The following is a 21,062-nucleotide window of genomic DNA, read 5'->3' as shown; positions in this document are numbered from 1 at the left end:
CCTTCACTCTTTTTTGCGACGAACTGTTCCTTTATTTGGGTGCTTTTATTATAATAAAAATAGTATTCTAGCAAATATCCTTATTATCCTCTATTATTTTGACCCAACAACTAGTAAAAGAAGGTGTTTTCTATGTCTAAGAAAGCTGTCATTTCCATTATCAGCTTTGTTATTATAATTGGTGTCGGATCTATGCTTGTATTCCCTTTCGAATCTAGTGGTAAGATTGAAGAGTTAGAGCTTGAAGCAAAAAATTCCTTTGATCAAGCTCATTTCGATGAAAGCATTGAACTGTATAAAGAAATTCTAGCAATCGACCCTTTGCACATCAATGCACGTGTTGGATTAGCACATAGCTACGTCGGCATCGCTAGGCTTGATTTAGCTGAGCAAACATTAAAGGCCGGTATTGATTTACAACCAGAAGTATCGATTTTCTATTCACATTTAGTTGATTTATACACTAGTCAATCCAACTTAACTGATGCTATTACTACTCTAGAGCTTGGCATGCAACAAGCAGACATAGGAGAGTTTCAAGAGACGTACGATCAATTTATGGATCACATTCAAATTCATATAGAGCGTCCTTTCATTCAAATCGGACACGAACGCGCTATTGAACTTGTTTGGTCAGACGGAGAAAGCCGCATGATCCCTCTTGAGGCGGAGTGGTCGAGTGAAAATGATGATATCGCTTCTATAATGGATGAAGAGGACGACCTCGGTTTACGAATTGAAGGAATCGAGATTGGGGAAGCCACCATTGTTGCCACATCTGGTTCTATAGAGCGCGAATTAGCTATCATAGTAAAAGAACAAGTTGCCGAAGAAATCGTCTGGGAAAACATCGATGAAACACCTTTACTTGCCATGAACCAAGAGCTAGAGCTTTCGATCGTGGCATATGACAGCAACGATGAATTCATGGACATTACCCCTGAATGGGCGTTAGAAAAGGAGCTTGGTACACTAATAGAACATGAAACGAATACTCAAGCGATTCAATTTCGTGCTGAAGAAGAGGGCATTGAAACGATTCACGCAACAGCTGATGGCTTGACCACCTCGTTGGATGTTCGAATTTCTGGTGACAATCATACCGTGTTAACGAATGTTACTGGAGAAGGGCACGTAGCGATCTTCCCCGATCAGGACACGTATGAGCCAGGAACACTTATTACAATTGAAGCGATCCCTGCACAGGGCTGGACATTTGCAAGGTGGGAAGGAGACTTAGAAGGATCTGAGGCTATACGTGATATCACCGTAGATGATCACCTCTCCATTATGGCTGTGTTCACACGCGACACAGGCGAATATACATTAGCCCTATCAAAATCAGGAGCAGGGACTGTAACAAAGGACCGTGCTGATTCAACATTCCAAGCAAACGATACCGTTACGTTACAAGCGACACCTGACTCTGGCTGGGAATTCGTTCGTTGGACAGGCACAAAGGAAAGTACGCAACCAACATTTACCATTACGATGCAGGAAGATACATCATTACGAGCTATTTTCAGAGAAGTCGAACAAACGTCAGGTGGACAAAGTAACTCTCATTCGAATGCAGGGTCAAGCTCAGGCTCTAATGCAGATTCAGGCTCAAATACACCTTCTAGCAATAACGGTTCAGCAAGCCCGACTCCACCAGCGGAGGAGAAGCCGCCAACGAATAATGAGGACAAGAAAGAAGTGGAGAAGGAAGAACCCAAACCAGAGAGCGTTCAACTGACTGTATCTCGTAGAGGAAACGGGATTGTCCTATCCAACCGTACTCAACACGAAATAGAAAAGGGGACTTCAATTACACTTGAGGCACGTCCTAATAGTGGATGGGAGTTTAGTCATTGGGAAGGAGATGCTTCAGGTTCTCGAAAGACACTTACAATCCCAATGGATCAATCGAAATCAATCACAGCTGTCTTTACCGAAATACAGAATGGGGAAGATGAGCAACAAGAAACTGAGGATGACTAAAATTATCTTAATCTTTGAAATTAGAGAAGGGCGGAAAATTTGTTTTGAAAACGACGTTATTTATTAGCACGATCGTGTTAGCCATCATCTTAATTATCGGAGGGCATTACTATTATCAACAAAAGCTTCAAACGATTGCCGATGACGCCAATCAAACAGATGTAGATGTGAACGAAGAAATACGTGATAACGAGCAACCAAGTAATGAGGATGAAGCATTAGACAATGACGATTCATCCGAGGACTCAAGCAAGCAATTAACACCTACCTCAGCTAGCGGGATGCTTAGCGAATGGATCGAACAATATGGTGAGGACGGTACATTAAAAATAGCCGTATTAGGCTCGACATCCATTACACTTGATAACACAGAAGCATCATGGCCTAATTTATTAGCTAGCTCCTTACAAGGCCATGCTGAGGACGTTCAAATAACGATGGACATTGTCGATGTAGATCGCTTGAATACATTTGAAGTAGCAGAAAGTGATCACATTGATGCCGTTATGAATCTCCAACCAGAAGTCCTTTTGATTGAGCCATTTTTGTTGAATGATAATGGGTTGTTAATGAAAGAGGATTCGATTGAAATGCTAGAAAGAATCTTATCTTCTTTAGAAGTAGGATTAGAAGAAACGGAAATCATTTTAATGCCTGGGAATCCACTCTATGGTGCTGAATATTATTTACAACAAAACGAGGCATTGGAACAATTCGCTGCACAGGAAGGCTATTTATTTGTTGATTATTGGTTCGCTTGGCCAGCAACTGATGATCCTGATTTACAAAACTATATTGATAGTGCTCGTCCGAATGAACAAGGCCACCAAGTTTGGGCTGAGGCATTATATGAGTTGCTTACTAATTAAAGAAAGCCTCCCATACGTAGTAAAGAAAGCGCAGAAAAGGTAACACCAGACTCTGCGCTTTCTTTATTATAATATCCCACTTAACATCTTCACCCATCCAAACAGTGACAGCCACAACGGTAAGCTTAATAATGTCCCCCACAAGAGCCCCTTTACCATATTATGATCTTCGTGCATAGACCCTCTCCTCCTTTTATGAACAAGTATGATCAAGGAAAGAGAGACATATACGGCATAAAATTATTTATAATACGTTGTTATGACAAATTGCGTCCATTTGCTTTTTTAAACGTCTTTATTCTTTAGGAGCACATATCATTTAAATGGAGGAACTAAATATGGATATTGAACGTTTATGGCTACAGTTTCATGAGCCTTTAAAGAAGTTCGTCACCCAACGCGTTTCTGATCCAGCTAATGCAGAAGACATCATACAAGAAGTATTTATGAAGATCACAGCTCATATAAACACCGTGAAAGACGAGGAAAAGATACTCCCTTGGATATATAAACTAACAAGAAATACGATTATTGATTACTATAGAAAGCAAAAACCGTCAACTAAATTGCCAGATCAAATTGAGGTACATGATGTATCGACAGATCCTAACTTCAATTCTGAACTTGCCATGTGCATCACGCCTATGATCAATCAACTACCAGCTATATACAAAGAAGCTATTAAGTTGACACAACTAGATGGAATGAGTCAAAAAAAATTAAGTGAACACTTAGGCCTTTCGTTCTCAGGGGCAAAATCGAGAGTACAAAGAGGAAAAAAGAATTTAAAAAAGATCCTAACCAATTGCTGCCATATTGAATCAGACCGATATGGCAACATTATTGAGTACCGTCTAAATAAAACTAATGCTCCTAGTTATTGTCATAATCATAAATGCAATGCCAACTAATTTCTCATAGGAACACACGACCTAGTCCATACAATGAAATACACACTGCATCTTTTTTATTTATCAATCGTCTTCTATCATGCAATCCATTATTCCAATGATTGGAGGTGACAATATGAGTAAAAGTTGTGAGTGTAATTGTGAGTGCAATTGTGAGTGCATCTGCAAGTGTGAATGCGAGCGCAACGGAACGAATCTGTGACAGCCACTTATTTAAAGAGTGAGGCTGGGACAAAAGTGGTTTAACTAAAAGAAAAGCCGAACAATGATAGATGGAGGACGTAAACCGCTCCTGAAATATACTTCGCTTACCGCGGGAAGCCGGTGAGCCTCCTCGTGCTTCGCACTGCGGGGTCTCACCCTTGGCTTTTCATCCCGCAGGAGTCTACGTATATTTCATCCGCTACGTTCATCTTTTGTTCGGGTTTCCAGGTAGACACTTTAGTTATGTCCCAGCCTCTTTCCATTCAGAGGAGGGGTTTGTCTCAGCCTCTTCCTTTTAATTTAAGTACATAAAGTGAAGTGTTATTTCTTACTGCGCACGTGGAATCTGTTGTTCACATAAATCAATCATTTCAGCTAAAAAGTCCGGCTTCTCTAATTGAGTCCACGGAACTTCAAGCCCTCTACCAGGTGCATGAGCCTTACCATAGTATTGATCGTCATCATTTGTTGAAATGTATATGTCCCAGCTCCATCGTTCCGTTTGATGCTTTTTAGGGTTAATATCAATTTCAGCTAAATAATATTTATTTACTCTAGCACTGTTTTTAACGTTTCTTTCCATCATGACTCTCCTTTTCATTTTTAAAATGTAATCAGCAAGTTCATTATTATTATGTATATTGTACGACGGCTATGACAGATTATCCTCTTTTTGGTTAGGTAATCTTTCGCCTTTTTTTACATAGGTTTGGATTCTTACATTAGAATCACAGATTGACATTATTCTAGAAAAATGATAGTTTGATAAAGACTTTCACATATTAGCGATTTATCAAACTAAAGGATTTTGGAGATGATACACCATGAATGCTGTCTTAATAGCTGTTTTAATTATGCTTATTCTTAGTTTATCAAAAGTACACGTAGTCCTTGCATTAGCGATCGGTGCACTTGTTGGTGGTCTTATTGGCGGATTAGGCTTTGAACATACAATGGCTACCTTCAATGAAGGGTTAGGTGGAGGAGCTTCTGTCGCATTAAGCTATGCATTGCTAGGGGCTTTCGCTGTTGCCGTTGCTCGAACTGGCTTACCTAATGTCATGGTAAAGTTCGTTATCCGCTTAGTCGGAACAAAAAATGATTCGCAAAAAGCCGCATTATCAAAGGCACTTATTTTTTTCTTATTAACATTTGTCGCATGCCTTTCTCAAAACGCTGTCCCGATTCATATTGCCTTTATTCCGATTCTCATTCCACCTATTCTGCAAATTCTAAATGAATTAGGAGTGGACCGACGTGCAATAGCTACAATTTTAACATTCGGATTAACAGCTCCTTATATTTTCTTGCCATATGGTTTCGGGGCGCTTTTCCACGAAATTATTGCCGACAATATGAATGAAAATCAATTAACGATTGCCTTATCAGACGTTCCAACTGCGATGCTGTTACCAACGATAGGTCTTGTCGTCGGTTTACTCATTGCCGTCCTGTTCACTTACCGAAAAAAACGAATCTATGAGAACAAACCTGTGATTGGTTCATCTGAAACAAACCAAGATTATACTAAGTGGTCTGTCATTTCAGCTGTTGCTGCCATTCTTGTGACATTGGTCGTTCAGACGGCTTTTGAGTCAATGATTGCGGCTGCATTATCAGGGTTAATCGTCTTATTTGCTACACGCTCTTTGAAATGGAAGGAAGCGGACGGAGTTGTAACAGAAGGAATGAAAATGATGGCTTTCATCGGTTTTGTTATGTTAACAGCTTCGGGTTTCGCTGCTGTTATCCGTGAAACTGGTCACGTTGATTTGCTCGTCACTCAAGCTACAAATATGATCGGTGACAATCAAGCCGCAGCTGCTCTTCTCATGCTTATCATAGGTTTGTTCATCACAATGGGCATTGGTTCATCTTTTGCGACAATCCCAATTATCGCAACACTGTTTGTTCCATTAGGAATAGCTGCTGGTTTTTCGCCATTAGCGATTATTGCTTTAATCGGAACAGCTGGTGCACTCGGTGATGCTGGTGCTCCTGCATCTGATAGTACACTCGGACCAACAGCTGGTTTAAACGCCGATGGACAGCATAATCATATTTGGGATACATGCGTCCCAACCTTCATACACTTTAATATCCCATTGCTATTATTTGGTTGGCTCGCAGCAATGGTGTTATAAGTCAGACTTGAATTAAAGCAATGATCCATATATTCAACTAGTTTCCTTGCCTTTCTCCATTCCAATCATAACAAAAACAAGCACAGCCGGTATTATCGCTCTGTGCTTGTTTCTTATTTTACTGCTATTCAACTGTTAACGTCGTTGATACTTCAATTTCAAACGTATCTCCTTGCTCTAACTCAATCGACACACCTTCATTTGAAACGATGTTTTCATACTTGGTTGTACCGTCTGGACCTCTAATGCTTAGCAAGCCTTCAGCACCATCAGCTTGAGCCAAATAGCTTCCACTCGGTAAGTCTGCTCCAATAATATAATAACCTTGGTCTAGCGTAATCGATCCATCAATCCCCTCGACAGGCTCCTCAGCAGGCTCTTCTTCTTGTCCATTTTCACCATTATCTCCATTTGGATCTGATTCATCATTCGGCTCAGAATCACCTCCTGGTTCTTCTAATTCTTGGCGAAGCTGCTCAACCTCTTCTACTAGCTGTTCGTATTCAAGCTCCTTTTCTTCGATTTTCTCAAGTAACTCTTCATACTCAGCCTCTAATTGCTCAATGTCTATATCGTTGTCTTCTTGGCTGCAGCCTACTACTATAAAAGATACAAATAACAATGTAAAAATCCACTTTTTCATCGGTATCACTCCTCGTTGTCTACACTCATTGTTCGAGGTCATTCAAAAAGGGAAAAAACACCCTTTTTTGAACAGCCTCTATAAGCATTTATTATTTTATACCCATTTTAACGATTTTTTAAGCTAAATCGACATTATGATACACTTGCTTCACATCTTCCAAATCTTCTAGTACATCAATTAATTTCTCTAACTGCGTTTGATCATCTGCCTCTAATGATACTTCACTTTGCGGGAGCATCGTTAACTCAGCAACAGTAAACTCTGTAACCCCGGCTTGCCTAAAAGCCTCTTGTACAGCATGAAATTGCTCAGGCTCAGCATATACAATGACAGCCTCATCTTCTTCAAACAAATCTCTCACTTCAACATCCGCTTCCATTAAAAGCTCTAGCACTTCCTCTTCATTCTTCTGATCAACTCCAATAACAGCTGTCGCATCAAACATATAGGCAACCGAACCACTCACACCCATGTTCCCACCATTTTTACCGAAGGCAGCACGAACTTCTGAGGCCGTCCTATTCACATTATTTGTTAATGCATCGACAATAATCATCGAGCCATTAGGGCCGAAGCCTTCATAACGAAGCTCATCGTAGTTTTCCTCTTCGCCACCTTTCGCCTTTTCAATAGCACGATCTATGATTGCTTTTGGGACATTATACGTTTTCGCACGTTCTAGAACGACCTTTAGCGCTTGATTCAACTCCGGATCTGGCTCACCTTGCTTCGCGACGACATATATTTCACGGCCAAATTTCGCATAAATTCGACTCGTATTTGCATCCTTAGAAGCCTTCTTTTCCTTAATATTATTCCATTTACGACCCATCCTACCCACTCACCTTCATTTCTTTTGATTCGTATTTTCTTCTTATAGTATACCGCACAAACAGACTGTGAATCGAGTGTTAATCATTCAACAACATTTCTCTCATAACTCTCGTGTCTTCCTCTGAGGTCACATAAGCTGTCTCATCGCCAATATAATAGAGAATACTTTTCTCGCCATCCATCCCAATAATGACATGTAACCCATGAGTCGGAAACGTTCCATCTACCTCACTATATTCTATTAACAAGTCAAACTCAGGTTGAACATCGGTCCTTTTGATCTCATTCTCTTTTCGTGCTGTTTCAATAATATGCATTAGAGTATCAAGCTCGTCCTGTTCATCGATAAGAATTAGAATATCTTCGTTAATTCCTCCAAATCCCTTCGATTCAGAAATTCCAATCGCAATAACTTCTTCATCCAATAGTGACATAGTTGAATCAGAAGAGAAACACCCACTTAATAAAAAAAGGAAACCTACATGTACTAGTAATTTTTTCACTTGTCATTCACCTCTTTTGATTACTTTACCTAAAACCCTAACTATAATGTAAATTCTTTTATCTAGGTAAGAGAATCATAAGTTAATCAAAAAAATAATAACATACATCGTCTACATGATTCTGTCAAAAATCATCAAAAATGCTATTCAAAGATTAGCCATTATATAAGGTGCCAATAGCATAGTAAAATAGTCCTGTTTTTCTTAAAAAGGATCGATTACCTTCTTTTTTCCTAGTATACTAATTTATATCATACAAAAGTCTAAATCAGTCCATACAGTTAAACACATATTTACAGGAACTAACGCTTAGAATTTTTACCAAACAATGATTATAATAGTGTCTTCTCTGTATGGTGAAATAGACTAATGGGGGCTATTATCGTGTATTTAACACCAGAAGAAATCGCGCAACGGAAGCAGCGCAAGAAATTTTTAGTCACATATGTAGTTGTACCAATGATTGCGATTGCCATTGGTGTAGGTGTTACATTTCTATCCAGCATGCTCTAATTAGCAAGGGCTACATAGTAATAGAGAAAACGTCTAGTGATGAAGGTCGGATCACTAGACGTTTTCTCTCTATTATTGTTCAATTGCTTGCTGCGCATGCTCGGTGCTCTCTATCTTACTTCTCATAAATGTCCAGACTAAGAAAGAGATTTGGGATAGTACAATAATACTCAATAACGTTAATGGCAAGATGGCTAATACAACAAATCCCATCCGATCTGAACTTGAAATCAACCCATTAGAAAATACTCTTGTATACTCAATGAACAACATGATAAACGGAATAAATGCAATAACAGATAAAGCAATAGCTCCCCATAGGGCATAGCCTCTATAACGCTCATACAAAAACAGACTGATGAATAAAAGCAATAACAGCACGACCATTGGCGCAATGAGCGGCACAATTGTATATTCGCCATGTGTAACGATTCTGCGAGCTACAACGTAAATCCACACTAATGATAGTAACATGCATACATTAGCAACATACGAGATCACAGACGAATATTCTGATAGTTTACGCACTCTAGAAGTCGACCGTAACTCTTCTGCTTGCTCTTGCTCTTCTTCACTCGATTCCTCCTGCACAGTTCCTACATTAAATAACTCAAGATCCAATCCACAGGAAACACAATATTTCGCTCCTTCTTCTTTTTTTGCACCACATGTCGGGCAAAAATTTATGACCATAAGCATAACCTCACATTGTATTAATTTACTACTAGGGCTACTTTTTTCCTTCATTCTATTATACTATATAACAAGGTTAGTTGATAAAATAAGTAGGAAAAAGTGGAAAATAGTAAAAAAGTAGGATGAGTATTATCTTATGAGGAGGCCGTGTCATGAACTTGAACCACATTCATCATGTAGCCATTATTTGTTCTGATTATCAAAAGTCTAAACATTTCTACACAAAGGTTCTTAATTTACCTATTATAAAAGAAACGTATCGTGAGGAGCGTGATTCCTATAAGCTTGACTTAGCTGTAGGTGCGCACAATCAAATTGAGCTTTTTTCCTTTCCAAACAGTCCTAAACGCCTTAGCTATCCCGAGGCTCAAGGGTTACGACATCTAGCTTTTTTAGTTCAAAATGTGGAAGAAGCAAAGGCTGAGCTTGAGTTCAATGGAATTTCAGTTGAGCCTATTCGTTTAGATGATACAACAGGAAAACGTTTTACTTTCTTTCCAGACCCAGACGGCTTACCTATTGAGTTGTATGAGCAATGAATTAGTTCAGCATGAAACAACATCATGTTAAAGCAACAATCCCTTTGTGATTGGAGTGCTGTCAAAAGTCGCTTTGAAGAGCGTAGCGGATAAAAAGCAAAGGTGAGACCCCGCGCCGTAGCACTGAAAAAGCAACAACCAAAGCGATCTTTCTTTGTATCAAGCGGAACGTCATTCCGTTAAAATAGCTAGATATAGCATTTTTCAGTACGAAGTGGAACGTCATTCCGCTAATAGGCCAAAATAAGAGCAAAGCGAAGCGCAAAAGGTTAAATAGCGGAACGAGGATCCGAAATGTCCGTCATATAGTCTTTATAAAGGAAATAACGGAATGACGTTCCATCAAAAAGAATGAAAATAACTTCGTGTGAGGAGTGAACTCAATAAAGAAAAGATCGTTACAAAGGTACTGAAAAAGTGAATTTGTACTTTTTCAGTGCCTTCGCCGTTACCACGAGAAGACTCACTAGTTTCCCACGGAAAGCAAAGGATATTTCAGGTGCGGTGAACGTGCACTCTGTGTATTTGTTCTACTGCTCATTTATGGCTTGAAGAGCTAACTATGCAAATACTTCAACCAATTATTCTATATTAACCTCGTGAGCTTTTTCTACCTCACTCTTCCTTTTTCTCATCACTTGCCATACCATTAACACTCCAAACAGGAAAACCCCAATGATATCTGTCATACTCGATCCGTGAATAAAGACAAGTGCTGTCACAAGGGCAAGCAGTCGTTCAATAATCGTTAGTCGCACAAGTAAATAGTTTTGAATGAACATAACAAATGCCAATATACCAACGAGTGCAGTGAAAATATATTGGGCTATTTCCAACCAACTATACATACCTGCTTGTTCTGGCAAAAGTAAAATAGCTGTATTCATCGTAAATACAAAGGGTAATAACAGAGCGCCAGAGTCGAACTTAAACCCTTGTATCCCGGTTCGAATCGGCTCTGATTTCGCAATTCCCGAAACAGCATATGCAGGCAGATTAATCGGTGGAGTGTCATCAGCTAGTATTCCATAGTAAAGGACAAAGAGATGCGCTGCCATAATCGGCACCCCCATTTGTACAAGTGCCGGGGCAACCATCGCTGCTAAAATGACATATGTAGCAGTCGTCGGTAACCCTAATCCTAAAATTAAACACGCTATTAATGTAAATACAAGCGCAAGTATTAAGTGTTCACCAGCAAAGTTTACAATAATCGTTGGTAGCTTCGCTGACAAGCCAGTCAAATTAATCACTCCAATTAAAATCCCAGCTGTTGCACAAGCAACGACAACCGTTAAAGAGTTTCGTGCCGCCATTTCTAAACCAGAAATAAGCTCTCTTAATCCAAAGCGTACAGGAGCTGATTGTACATAAAAGCTACGCTGTAACAATACAACCATAAGCGCAACGATAATTCCAATCGTCACCATCACCGCAACCTCTAATCGCCATGCAAAGAAATAATGTAAGGCAAACGCGATAACAGCGACTCCCCCTGCAACGAGCATACCTGCACCAAATCGTTCCCTTAATCGATGTGTGAAGCTTGCTAGCACAAGTAACAATATAATCGCAAAAAAAGCGGCATTGGGTACCGTGTTTCCTTGTACTAAAAAATATACAAGCACGATAACAGGTAAAATTAAATAGCCATGTTGGATGAGCGTTTTCCGTCCAGAAACAAGCGCTTCCTTTGGCAATCCTTTAATGTGATGTTTCGATGCTTCTAAATGAACCATAAACAAAATCGCGATATAGCTTAATATTGCTGGAATGGCAGCAGATTTAATAATTTCCGCATACGTATATGGTGTGTATTCAATCATCAGAAAGGCTGCAGCCCCCATAATGGGCGGCAGGAGCTGACCACTTGACGATGCAGCTACTTCAATTCCACCTGACACCTGTGGCTTAAAGCCAACTTTTTTCATTAATGGAATCGTAAATGTTCCTGTTGTTACAGCATTTGCAACGGAGCTGCCTGATATAGAGCCGAGCATTCCTGAAGAGACGACAGCCGCTTTCGCTGGGCCTCCTTTATACTTTCCAAATGCTCGTAAAGCAAGGTCAATAAACATCTTTCCTGCACCTGTCGCTTCTAATATGGCTCCAAATAAGATGAAGATAAACACATATGTTGCCGAAACGGATAACGGTGTACTGAAAATACCAGATGTCGTATAGCCCATTTCATAAATAAATTGCTGAAAATTAGCACGTGTATGGCGAAAAGGCGGACTAAGAAAGCCACCGATGAAGAAATACGTCATAAATACACAAGCAATAATGACGAGGGGCTTACCAACGACTCGCCGTGTAGCTTCTATCACTAAAAGCAGTAAGACAATTCCAACAAGTAAATCGATGAACGTCATACGTCCAGATAATATCGAAGGTGATGTTTGATTGGCATATAAATAATATCCTACGACAATCGCTATACCTGCAATGACAAAGTCATATGTCGCTATCCGCTGTTGGTTAAGCCCTTTTTTTATTGGAAAAATAAGAAAGACAAGTGCTAATCCTAACGACAAGTGAATGATCATATGCGACCTTGTTCCAACACCAGGCATTAAGCCAAATCCAGCTGTATATAGGTGATAGATCGACATGACGACTGCAATAACTAATATAAGCAACGCCATCCAACCTCGGACGACTCGATCGCTTCCAGCGAGCTCATTGACTTTTTGATTAGCTGTTTCATCACGCTCCAACTTAATCCCTCCTCTCATTGACGGACGATTCGAATGCGAAGCTTATGACCTTCATAAGCTGTTAAATCTACAGTATGCTCTTTAAGATAAAAGGAATGTGGAAACAAAGATGATGGCATAATCGTTAACTCTTCTACGTCTCGTTCCTCCTCAATCACATAAAACCCATCGATATACAACAGCTTGTCTTTGCGCTCATATGGGAGTCCTGCTCCAAAAGATTGTACCCAGCTTTCGATTGCCACCATATTTCCTTCAGCATTCATCTTATAATACTCACGGACAGGAGATAATGAGACAGAATGAACATACTCGTGATAAAACGTCTCTCCTTCCTGAATCGGCTCCTCCCATATAACCTTTCCTTCCATCTGATCATATAGCTGCAAATATTCAGTAGCTGTCATATAGCCGATTAATTGCCAAATGAGGAGGGTAAACAAAAAGGCAGCGCCGAAACGCCAAGCCTTTTCGCTTCCCCTTCTAAGTTTATTGTTCATCGAAATAACGTTGAGCTCCTGGATGAATCGTAATCGGCATCCCATCAAGTGCAGAGTCTAATGTAATATTTGTACCTTGCTGATGCGCATTACTGAACTGGTCCACATTTTCAAACATCGCTTTTGTTATGTCATAGACTAAATCTTCTTGTAAATCCTCATCAACGACTAACATCGCTAAAACCGCTGCAGTTGTGACATCGCCATCCGTACCATATACATTACTTTCCACTACATATTCTGTATAGTATGGATAAGCAGCTGCTAATTCACCAAGCTTTTCAGAGCTAATTTCAACGAGGCGAAGCTCCTTTGTTGCCCTTAATGCCTCAACCGCTCCTGTTGGTAAACCGGCTGTAATGAATGCCGCATCGACATTACCATCTTGAATATTTCCAGCTGCTGTCCCAAAATCCATATATTCTTCTGAAATGTCTTCATACGTAATACCATGAATTTCAAGAATTTGCTTCGCATTTGCTTCAGCACCAGATCCTAGATCACCAACAGCCACTCTCTTTCCTGATAAATCCTCAACGGTCTCAATGCCACTATCTGCTGATGTCACGATTTGAATGACTTCTGGATATAAAGTCGCGATTCCATGAAATCCAGATAACGGCCCTTCCTCCTCGAACATATTGATCCCTTCGCTTGCATAGTACGCAATGTCATTTTGTACGAGCGCCATTTGGGCATCGCCATCAACAAGACCATTAATGTTTACAACTGATGCTCCAGAGGTTACTGATTCGGCATTTACCCCATCAACATGTTCATTAATAATATTGTTAGCTAACGCAGCACCTAACGGAAAATACGTCCCTTGCTCCCCTCCGGTCATAATCGTTACATCTTCAATATCTGAACCACATGCAGCTAGTACAAGAAGAAGCATTGCTCCTGCAACCAATCCTATTTTTTTCACCGTACCATCATCCCCCTTTAAAATTTCTTGTCTCTATCAAAGAACAAACAGAAACAATGTGACGATACAGTATATAATTGCAGTTCCTTGAATATGACAAGTTCACTACATTTGTACTATTCAAAAAAAATGGTATTATAGTATAAAAGGCCTCTTTATTAAATAAAAAAATAAAGATAAAGAGAAAGCAATTATGGAGAGAAATCATATGCTTAGGAGGAAATCATGAATTTACAGAAGAAATTACTATTTTCATTTTTAGGTGTCATCCTAGTATGTCTAGGATTACTTTCGTATGCGATTTATAATTTAACTGAGTTAAATCGTGATGCGAATACCATTTACCATGAGCGACTTGTCCCAACGAAACACCTCGTTGACCTTGCAAGGCTAACAGAAAACACAAACTTTCTAATGGTGCAATCAATTATTAATGAAGATCCTTCATTAACGAATGAAGCGATTCAAAATTTAGATGAGATCAGCATGATTTTAGATGAGTATGTACAAATGCCTTTAACAGCTCATGAAAGAGAGCTTTTTGAACAATTCTCTGAAAGCTGGTCTAGCTTCGAGCGCCGTGTACGAAATAACAGAGGACTCATCTCATCGCAAAGGTATGATGATGCTCGAGAAGGTTTAAATGGAGGTATGCAATTATTTGAGTCGACTTCGACTGATTTAATGGCACTTGTTGAAATCAATGATACAGAAGCAGAACAGCTGCTTAAAGCAAATAACTCTTCTTACCAATTAACAGTAGGGTTATCGATTATTTTAACGATTGTGATCGTTTCAGGCTCCGTCATCTATGCGCTGTTCTTTAGTCGATACTTATCGTCCAATTTAAAGAAAATCACACAACGTCTTAACGCGATTGCGATGGGTGATTTAACAGGCGAACCTATGAAACTAAAATCAAAAGATGAGCTTTCTACCCTTGCACAGGGGCTTCATTCAATGCAAGAGCAACTACGTCAGCTTATTCTTAAAACATCTGAAGCCAGTCATCAGGTTTCAGCAAGCTCAGAACAAATGTCTGCTAGCTCGGAGCAAAGCTCGCGTGCATCTGAGCAAATGACCCAGCTTGCCTTGAATACTTCTGAAGGGGCAGATAAACAGCTGCAAAGTATTAATCAAGTGTCTAGCTCCTTAACACAAATGAATGGAAGCCTACAACAAATCGCACATAATAGTCATGAGATGGCATCCTACTCTGAGAAAACAGCAAAGTCGACTGATTACGGTTCTAAGGCCATTCAATTAGTAAATGCGCAAATGAATGCCATCGCTGAATCCATGAATGATACATCTGCTTCCGTCACGAATCTAGGTAAGAAGTCAGCTGAAATCGGTGAAATTATTCACCTCATTACAGGCATTTCAGAACAAACAAACCTACTTGCTTTAAATGCAGCCATCGAGGCAGCTCGTGCTGGTGAACATGGAAAGGGCTTTGCTGTCGTAGCCGATGAAGTACGGAAGCTTGCCGAAGAATCTGGAAAGTCAGCAAATAAAATCTATGAAATGATCTCTAATATGCAAGAGGAAACCGACCGAGTTGTAAGCACTATGGAAAGCGGAAATGAACGCTTTAGCAAAGGTGTTGCTGCAACAGATCAAGTTACAAACACATTCAGCGATATTAAGGCAAGCGTCGAAATCGTCACAGCAAAAGTACAGGAAGTTTCAGCATCTATTCAAGAAATGACAAGTGTTAGTGAATACGTGCTTACTTCAGTTGAATCGATCCAACAAATCGCAGAATTAAATGTTGAATCGAGCCAAGAAAATTCCGCTTCTTCTCAACAGCAATTGGCTACAATGGAAGAAATCGCATCATCGGCAAGCTCACTCGCTCACTTAGCTGAAGAATTACAACAATCTATTCAAAAATTTAACGTATAACTTTTGTACGAATCGTTATACGTTCCCTATCTAGGTTAGGATAAAAATGGAGCGAGGTATACGAGGGCACCAAAAAAGTTAAAAACCAAACTTTTTTGGTGCCTTTAGGTATACATTTCTTTCATAATTAAGCCAGCACAAGAATTTATATAAATATACTCCGAACATATCATTGACCCCAAATGCTAAAAAGCTCTCTACACTCTATAATATTGAATCATTCAACAATGAAATAATTAACTGTATAATTCCAAAATCATCCTAGCTTTTTTAAATCCGAGCCCCATACCTTAATATAATAAGCACCATAATCATCTTTCAATAATTTTATACCAACTAAACTTAACGGTGTCCATATACTTTTCAAGCGCACTAATGGCAAATTTATCACCTCCTAAAATAAGATTCATCGCTCTTACTACTACAAAGGTACCATCGTTCTTTATGAAGAACAATAGGTTGAATTTGACTATTTTTGTCGATAATAGAACACCACTAGCCACAATAAAAAGCGCTTATACAATGATTGAAAAGCGTCCTTTCATTAACTCCACTAGTAATACACACTCTTTTTTCGTTCTTTATAATGAACTTATTATTATTGAACGTTCAAATTATTCGACTTATCCATCTAATAAGTATGGCTGTTCGACACAACTAATGATCGTAATAAACTAATAGGTCCATTGGCTCCTTATTATTACGCAAATCGCCGATATATACCTTTTCAAAATTACGTCGTGTCTAAATAAAAAAGTGCCTATTCAGGTAACACAACCTGAACAGGCACACTCTATACCATTTATTGTACTTCTGTTGAACCGATGACCGGAACACGAAAGCGATACCCAACATGCTTAACCGTTTCGATATACGTTGGCTTCGTTCGTTTCGGTTCAATCTTTCTCCTTAGCTTGCTGACATACGTATCAATAATACGCTCATCACTTGAATCGCATATTTCTAATAGCTCTGCACGTGTTAATACTCTATCTTTGTTTTCATAAAAAAACAGTAACAGTTTCATCTCTCTTCCACTTAGATCAGACTTACGATTTTGTACTTCTACCCTATAACTTTCAGGGAATATTCTCAGCTTACCAACTGTTAAAGTTCGCTCAGGTCCGATTTCAAAACTTTTCATATTACACAAATAACTTCGACGTACTTGAGCCTTTATTCTTGCTAACAAAACCCGCTCATTAATAGGAAGCGTCACATAGTCGTCCGCTCCTAGTTCATAAGCCACCACCATATCATACTCATCTGTAGAAGAAGAAATAACAGCAATGGGTGTCTGAATATTTTGCATTCTAAATTGCTGACATATATGCCCACCTGTATCCGTAAAGTGATCCTTCATGATGATGATTAAGCTTACATGTTTTATTATGGCATCCCTTAATGCCTGATCAATTGTCTTATCATGATAAAATTTATAATTAGGTAAATGATTTTTTAACATACCCATCAAATCGTTGCCTGCATCTAATAACAAAATAGATTCATTCATGAAGGAACTTCCTAACTTTCCATAGTCATTTTCTTTAAGCTTCCACATTTAAATACTACACAAAAAATATTAAGAAACTGTTAAGAGTTCTTAAAGCTTGTATTGAGTTTTACTTAAATGATTTATTCCATTTTCTATCCATTTCATTTGAACTAATACAAAAGTCTATATTCCTCCTATCATTCATGACTATTTTCCTGTATACTATACTCGTATTAGTTGTTTCATTGTTAAACAATCTTACATTGTATTAATCAAAAATCACACTGGTCATACAGTGTTTATATAAACAACTTAGACCTAGGAGGCGCAACCATGACCTTTTGTAAAGAATGTGGCACCCAACTAAATGAAGGTGCCGTTTTTTGTGGTGAATGCGGTACATCCGTACAGCCAAACAATGAAGCAACATCTAACGTACAAGCAACTGAAAGTAAATCCTCTTTTTCTTTCCAATCATTTTCAAAAAAGCAAAAAATGATTGGAGGAACCATTCTCGCTGCTATTATTTTATTATTTATTGGCTATCAAGCTGGAGCATCGCTTACCAACCAACATAAAATCGTAGAAAATTTTAAATCTGCGGTTTTATCAGAGGATACAAGTAGAGTCATGTCTTTACTTTATACAAATGACTCACGGATGACGATTGATGAAGCTAGTGTGGACAGTTTAATTACATATTTAAACAACAACCCTTCATACTATGACTTTTTAATGGATCAATTAGAAAGCAAAGCCGACTTTTATGATCAAAATCATCCTGATGACTTTTATTATGAGGATTCATCGATTTTTACATTAGAACAAGTTGGGAGGACAGCTTTCCTCTTTGACCGTTACCGTATCCAAGTGATGCCCTTTTACTTCACCTTATCAACAAACTATGAAGATGCCATCATTACATTAAATGGTGAAGAATTAATGGTCAGTTTCAATGAAGACTTTGAACAAGAGTTCGGTCCATACATGCCAGGTATTTATGAAGTAAGTGCCTCGTATACAGGAGACTATTCGTTATTGGAGAGCTCTAATGAATTACAATTAATTGACCCTAGCTGGAACAACACGTATGTCGACCTTTATTTATATGGAGACTATATTGTCTTTGACTCTGATTATGAAGGCTTTGTTGATGATTCGCGGATTTATATTAACGATGAGGATATCGAATTTTCATTAGAGGATCAATATGATGAAGCACTTGGTCCCATTTCCCTTGATGGCAGCTATGAGGTTCATGCTGAACTCGATTTCCCATGGGGAACGATTGTCACAGATAAGCAAGCGATTGACCATAGCTACATTTACTTATCAGTTAATCGATTATTAACCGATGATATCGCTGAAGAAGTCGTTGGAACTGCCTTTAGATTTGCTAAGGAATATGCCAATGCCCGTACGAATAATGATAGCTCTGGCCTTACAACTGTTTCTAGTTCGATTAAGTCAGATATAGAAAATTACTTTGATGAGGAGCGGAAATATTCGCTTAAATTCCTTGAAGCATCCTTCAACCCACATACCGCTTATTTAAGCTACTACGATGAAATGCCTATCGTAAATTTACCTGTTCAATTTGTATATGAAGAGGAATATGAATGGTTTGATGAAATGATGACTGATGAGAAGACCGAATCATTAGAACTATCTTTAGCCTATGATTCATCAGATAATAACTGGATCGTTATGGGCTACTATTACTCTTATTTTGATCAAAATGATGAGACCGTTCATCGTGACGGTTCTGAATAACAAGGAGGATCTCTTATGACAAACTGCACAAATTGCCAAGCACCTTTAGAAGCTGAAGCGAAATTTTGTACAAGCTGTGGCACCAAAACATCCGATACTGGTGAGATAGCTGCTGCCAGTACAACGACAGAAGCTGCTCAGAATGCTTATTTAGAGCAAAGCAAGGAAGTAGGAAAACAATACTTTTCCTTTGCTAAGTCAGCATTAAAACATCCATATCAATTTTCTGCTCACCTTGGGCAAAATAATATGATCAATGGCCTTATTTCAATGATTTTATACTCAATTTTGTTGCCACTCTTTCTCTATAATGTACTTCGTAAAATGAGTATGGGCTTTATGCCTCTTTCTTTTTCTGATATCGTTTTTATGCCAGCTATCGTCTCGATTATCATGCTCCTCATTCTAGCAGCCATTATGCTCGGAGTAGCTAAGCTGATGAAGGTTGAAGTAAATTATAAAACCATTATTGCTCGTTTCGGAGCATTTATGACGATTCCAACAGCTATTTTAATTGTAGCCAACATTCTTATTCTTGTATCTATCATTACTTTTAGTGTTCTTTTAGTAATTCTTGCTTCACTCGGCTACTTTGTGGCAATCGCTGTAACCATTTTCTCGCTTCATAGAGAAAATAGCGGAGGACTTGATACCTTTTATGGCATTTTCCTTACCTATGTCGCACTTGGTTTCTTGTCCTACTTAGTGAGCGAAAGCATTCTAACAGATTTAGTTGAACGAATGACATTTATGAACTTCTTTTAATAAGTAACATTCATGAACGCATAAGGAATTCCGGGCTGAAAGCGTACAAAGATATTTTCTTCCATAGATAAATCTAGAGGGTACTGAAAAAGTTTGGTTTTAACTTTTTCGGTACCCTTTTAAGTAATGGAAGCCCTCGCTTATTTTGCTCGCTTAATATGAGTGGTTTTCTAGTAACAAGCGAGCAACGAGTGAAGCCAGTGCTAGGCAAATCAAAAGTGAGAAACTAGTACGGAGCGACACGAAAAAGAGTGACATAGAGAGAATGGCGGAATGAGGAATCACATATAGCGCGTGATCAGAAGCCACATCGTAGTTTCTTGCTTCTTCTTCCTTTTATAATCGCTCTAGTAATTTTTCTTGCAGTAATTGAATTTCAGCTTCCGATAATCCAATTGCCTTTGCCATATAATTGTAAACATTTCCATAATCACGATCAATCTTAGTGAAAAAAGCTTCAATGTATTCCATACGAGCTTCAAGCATCGCCTCAACCACCTTAGCATCTAGCACTTTGATATGCTCATGATCATGAGAGGCTAAGCTTTTCTTTAAGCGATCTGATGACCGATTCGTATATAAATAATCCTCTACAATGATGTCTCTTGGGACATTTAGGACACTTAAAATAAGAGCAGCCATCACTCCGGTACGATCTTTCCCTGCCATACAATGAAATAGAACGGCTCCTTCTTCTTCTAATAACACATCAAATACCTTTCGATACGCCGTTGTATAAACGGTCATTTTCTCATTTAATTGCGTTAATACATCCCCTGGCTTTGATAGCCTTGCAACAAATTCTTCCGTTAAATCAAGTGCTTGACGATACTCTTCATCCCCATTATTCGGAATGACAGGAACATGATACGACTGAATGAATTCCATCAATGGGGTCGGAAATCGTTCTAGTTCATCTTCCGCACGCAAATCACAAATCGCTGTAACTCCTAACTGCTGCACTTGTCTCATATCTTGTTCGTCTAACATACTTAAATTTCCCGACCGAAAAACCTTTCCCCATTTCACTTTTCGTCCATCCGTTGTTTCATAGCCACCTAGATCACGAAAATTAAATGTTCCCGTAAATTCTATTAATCGATTTGTTTGCTGTATATTCATTCTACCACC

Annotated in this window: 20 protein-coding genes; 9 read left to right on the top strand and 11 right to left on the bottom strand. The window is 38.8% G+C overall.

Going from position 1 to position 21,062, the window contains the following annotated elements:
• Positions 1 to 132 precede the first annotated feature (132 nt).
• The 3 genes from ACERJO_RS11640 to sigZ all read left to right on the top strand — a co-directional run bounded on the left by ACERJO_RS11640 (position 133) and on the right by sigZ (position 3,763).
• The gene (locus ACERJO_RS11640) at positions 133 to 1,983 is read left to right on the top strand and encodes an InlB B-repeat-containing protein (protein WP_373647556.1); all 1,851 of its coding nucleotides are present in this window, start codon (positions 133 to 135) and stop codon (positions 1,981 to 1,983) included.
• Between the two features lie 44 nt (positions 1,984 to 2,027).
• Complete coding sequence (locus tag ACERJO_RS11635) at positions 2,028 to 2,852, top strand: SGNH/GDSL hydrolase family protein (RefSeq protein WP_373647555.1); 825 nt, start codon at positions 2,028 to 2,030, stop codon at positions 2,850 to 2,852.
• A gap of 338 nt (positions 2,853 to 3,190) precedes the next feature.
• On the top strand, positions 3,191 to 3,763 hold the full coding sequence (gene sigZ / locus ACERJO_RS11630) for an RNA polymerase sigma factor SigZ (RefSeq protein WP_373647554.1): 573 nt from the start codon (positions 3,191 to 3,193) through the stop codon (positions 3,761 to 3,763).
• A gap of 532 nt (positions 3,764 to 4,295) precedes the next feature.
• Here the strand turns inward: sigZ and ACERJO_RS11625 are convergent.
• Positions 4,296 to 4,550 carry a hypothetical protein gene (locus ACERJO_RS11625; RefSeq protein ID WP_373647553.1) on the bottom strand — a complete coding sequence of 85 codons (255 nt, stop codon included), beginning with the start codon at positions 4,548 to 4,550 and terminating at the stop codon, positions 4,296 to 4,298.
• 241 nt (positions 4,551 to 4,791) lie between these two features.
• Between ACERJO_RS11625 and ACERJO_RS11620 the strand changes: the two genes are divergently transcribed.
• On the top strand, positions 4,792 to 6,111 hold the full coding sequence (locus tag ACERJO_RS11620) for a Na+/H+ antiporter family protein (RefSeq protein WP_373647551.1): 1,320 nt from the start codon (positions 4,792 to 4,794) through the stop codon (positions 6,109 to 6,111).
• A gap of 124 nt (positions 6,112 to 6,235) precedes the next feature.
• On the opposite strand, the gene ACERJO_RS11615 is transcribed toward ACERJO_RS11620, so the two are convergent.
• The 3 genes from ACERJO_RS11615 to ACERJO_RS11605 form a co-directional block, all read right to left on the bottom strand.
• Entirely contained in the window at positions 6,236 to 6,754 is a 519-nt protein-coding gene (locus tag ACERJO_RS11615) for a hypothetical protein (RefSeq protein ID WP_373647550.1), read from the bottom strand.
• Between the two features lie 118 nt (positions 6,755 to 6,872).
• Positions 6,873 to 7,589, bottom strand: coding sequence for a YebC/PmpR family DNA-binding transcriptional regulator (locus ACERJO_RS11610; protein WP_373647549.1), 717 nt, complete (start codon positions 7,587 to 7,589; stop codon positions 6,873 to 6,875).
• 79 nt (positions 7,590 to 7,668) lie between these two features.
• Positions 7,669 to 8,094, bottom strand: a complete 426-nt coding sequence (locus ACERJO_RS11605) for a hypothetical protein (RefSeq protein ID WP_373647548.1) — start codon at positions 8,092 to 8,094, stop codon at positions 7,669 to 7,671.
• A gap of 369 nt (positions 8,095 to 8,463) precedes the next feature.
• On the opposite strand from ACERJO_RS11605, the gene ACERJO_RS11600 reads away from it, so the two are divergent.
• Positions 8,464 to 8,607: a hypothetical protein gene (locus tag ACERJO_RS11600; RefSeq protein WP_247102779.1), complete on the top strand. Its 144-nt coding sequence runs from the start codon at positions 8,464 to 8,466 to the stop codon at positions 8,605 to 8,607.
• A 72-nt stretch (positions 8,608 to 8,679) separates the two neighbouring features.
• Here ACERJO_RS11600 and ACERJO_RS11595 read toward each other — a convergent pair whose 3' ends face one another.
• Positions 8,680 to 9,300 (bottom strand): zinc ribbon domain-containing protein, encoded by a 621-nt coding sequence (locus ACERJO_RS11595; RefSeq protein ID WP_373647547.1) that lies wholly within the window; start codon positions 9,298 to 9,300, stop codon positions 8,680 to 8,682.
• A 155-nt stretch (positions 9,301 to 9,455) separates the two neighbouring features.
• Between ACERJO_RS11595 and gloA2 the strand changes: the two genes are divergently transcribed.
• Complete coding sequence (gene gloA2 / locus ACERJO_RS11590) at positions 9,456 to 9,842, top strand: SMU1112c/YaeR family gloxylase I-like metalloprotein (protein ID WP_247102774.1); 387 nt, start codon at positions 9,456 to 9,458, stop codon at positions 9,840 to 9,842.
• A gap of 581 nt (positions 9,843 to 10,423) precedes the next feature.
• Here the strand turns inward: gloA2 and ACERJO_RS11585 are convergent.
• The 3 genes from ACERJO_RS11585 to ACERJO_RS11575 are packed head-to-tail and all read right to left on the bottom strand — an operon-like array spanning position 10,424 to position 13,990.
• Entirely contained in the window at positions 10,424 to 12,562 is a 2,139-nt protein-coding gene (locus ACERJO_RS11585) for a TRAP transporter permease (protein WP_373647546.1), read from the bottom strand.
• A gap of 14 nt (positions 12,563 to 12,576) precedes the next feature.
• Positions 12,577 to 13,062 carry a DUF1850 domain-containing protein gene (locus tag ACERJO_RS11580; RefSeq protein WP_373647545.1) on the bottom strand — a complete coding sequence of 162 codons (486 nt, stop codon included), beginning with the start codon at positions 13,060 to 13,062 and terminating at the stop codon, positions 12,577 to 12,579.
• Positions 13,052 to 13,990: a TAXI family TRAP transporter solute-binding subunit gene (locus tag ACERJO_RS11575; protein ID WP_247102767.1), complete on the bottom strand. Its 939-nt coding sequence runs from the start codon at positions 13,988 to 13,990 to the stop codon at positions 13,052 to 13,054. Before ACERJO_RS11575 ends, ACERJO_RS11580 begins: the two co-directional genes overlap by 11 nt.
• Before the next feature lie 225 nt (positions 13,991 to 14,215).
• Here ACERJO_RS11575 and ACERJO_RS11570 point away from each other — a divergent pair, with 225 nt between their 5' ends.
• The gene (locus ACERJO_RS11570; RefSeq protein ID WP_373647544.1) at positions 14,216 to 15,898 is read left to right on the top strand and encodes a methyl-accepting chemotaxis protein; all 1,683 of its coding nucleotides are present in this window, start codon (positions 14,216 to 14,218) and stop codon (positions 15,896 to 15,898) included.
• Between the two features lie 256 nt (positions 15,899 to 16,154).
• Here the strand turns inward: ACERJO_RS11570 and ACERJO_RS11565 are convergent, their stop codons facing one another.
• Positions 16,155 to 16,280, bottom strand: coding sequence for a hypothetical protein (locus ACERJO_RS11565; RefSeq protein WP_260505822.1), 126 nt, complete (start codon positions 16,278 to 16,280; stop codon positions 16,155 to 16,157).
• 420 nt (positions 16,281 to 16,700) lie between these two features.
• Positions 16,701 to 17,411 carry a response regulator transcription factor gene (locus tag ACERJO_RS11560; RefSeq protein WP_247102757.1) on the bottom strand — a complete coding sequence of 237 codons (711 nt, stop codon included), beginning with the start codon at positions 17,409 to 17,411 and terminating at the stop codon, positions 16,701 to 16,703.
• A gap of 315 nt (positions 17,412 to 17,726) precedes the next feature.
• Between ACERJO_RS11560 and ACERJO_RS11555 the strand changes: the two genes are divergently transcribed.
• Both ACERJO_RS11555 and ACERJO_RS11550 read left to right on the top strand, forming a co-directional pair.
• Positions 17,727 to 19,166 (top strand): zinc ribbon domain-containing protein, encoded by a 1,440-nt coding sequence (locus tag ACERJO_RS11555; protein WP_373647542.1) that lies wholly within the window; start codon positions 17,727 to 17,729, stop codon positions 19,164 to 19,166.
• A 15-nt stretch (positions 19,167 to 19,181) separates the two neighbouring features.
• Positions 19,182 to 19,931, top strand: coding sequence for a zinc ribbon domain-containing protein (locus ACERJO_RS11550; RefSeq protein ID WP_373647541.1), 750 nt, complete (start codon positions 19,182 to 19,184; stop codon positions 19,929 to 19,931).
• 336 nt (positions 19,932 to 20,267) lie between these two features.
• On the opposite strand, the gene ACERJO_RS11545 is transcribed toward ACERJO_RS11550, so the two are convergent.
• Positions 20,268 to 21,053: a tyrosine-protein phosphatase gene (locus tag ACERJO_RS11545; protein ID WP_373647540.1), complete on the bottom strand. Its 786-nt coding sequence runs from the start codon at positions 21,051 to 21,053 to the stop codon at positions 20,268 to 20,270.
• Positions 21,054 to 21,062: the final 9 nt, after the last annotated feature.

Source organism: Halalkalibacter sp. AB-rgal2 (assembly GCF_041821005.1).
Classification (GTDB): Bacteria; Bacillota; Bacilli; order Bacillales; family Bacillaceae_D; genus Halalkalibacter.
Note: the sequence above shows the minus strand (reverse complement) of the source record. Positions and strands in the feature narration are given on the sequence as shown.

Coding starts and splice junctions, on each gene's coding strand:
- ACERJO_RS11600 (WP_247102779.1), top strand. CDS start 8,464: ATGGGGGCTATTATCGTGTATTTAACACCAGAAGAAATCGCGCAACGG.
- ACERJO_RS11640 (WP_373647556.1), top strand. CDS start 133: ATGTCTAAGAAAGCTGTCATTTCCATTATCAGCTTTGTTATTATAATT.
- ACERJO_RS11555 (WP_373647542.1), top strand. CDS start 17,727: ATGACCTTTTGTAAAGAATGTGGCACCCAACTAAATGAAGGTGCCGTT.
- gloA2 (WP_247102774.1), top strand. CDS start 9,456: ATGAACTTGAACCACATTCATCATGTAGCCATTATTTGTTCTGATTAT.
- ACERJO_RS11545 (WP_373647540.1), bottom strand. CDS start 21,053: ATGAATATACAGCAAACAAATCGATTAATAGAATTTACGGGAACATTT.
- ACERJO_RS11570 (WP_373647544.1), top strand. CDS start 14,216: ATGAATTTACAGAAGAAATTACTATTTTCATTTTTAGGTGTCATCCTA.
- ACERJO_RS11620 (WP_373647551.1), top strand. CDS start 4,792: ATGAATGCTGTCTTAATAGCTGTTTTAATTATGCTTATTCTTAGTTTA.
- ACERJO_RS11560 (WP_247102757.1), bottom strand. CDS start 17,411: ATGAATGAATCTATTTTGTTATTAGATGCAGGCAACGATTTGATGGGT.
- ACERJO_RS11550 (WP_373647541.1), top strand. CDS start 19,182: ATGACAAACTGCACAAATTGCCAAGCACCTTTAGAAGCTGAAGCGAAA.
- ACERJO_RS11595 (WP_373647547.1), bottom strand. CDS start 9,300: ATGGTCATAAATTTTTGCCCGACATGTGGTGCAAAAAAAGAAGAAGGA.
- ACERJO_RS11580 (WP_373647545.1), bottom strand. CDS start 13,062: ATGAACAATAAACTTAGAAGGGGAAGCGAAAAGGCTTGGCGTTTCGGC.
- sigZ (WP_373647554.1), top strand. CDS start 3,191: ATGGATATTGAACGTTTATGGCTACAGTTTCATGAGCCTTTAAAGAAG.
- ACERJO_RS11610 (WP_373647549.1), bottom strand. CDS start 7,589: ATGGGTCGTAAATGGAATAATATTAAGGAAAAGAAGGCTTCTAAGGAT.
- ACERJO_RS11615 (WP_373647550.1), bottom strand. CDS start 6,754: ATGAAAAAGTGGATTTTTACATTGTTATTTGTATCTTTTATAGTAGTA.
- ACERJO_RS11625 (WP_373647553.1), bottom strand. CDS start 4,550: ATGGAAAGAAACGTTAAAAACAGTGCTAGAGTAAATAAATATTATTTA.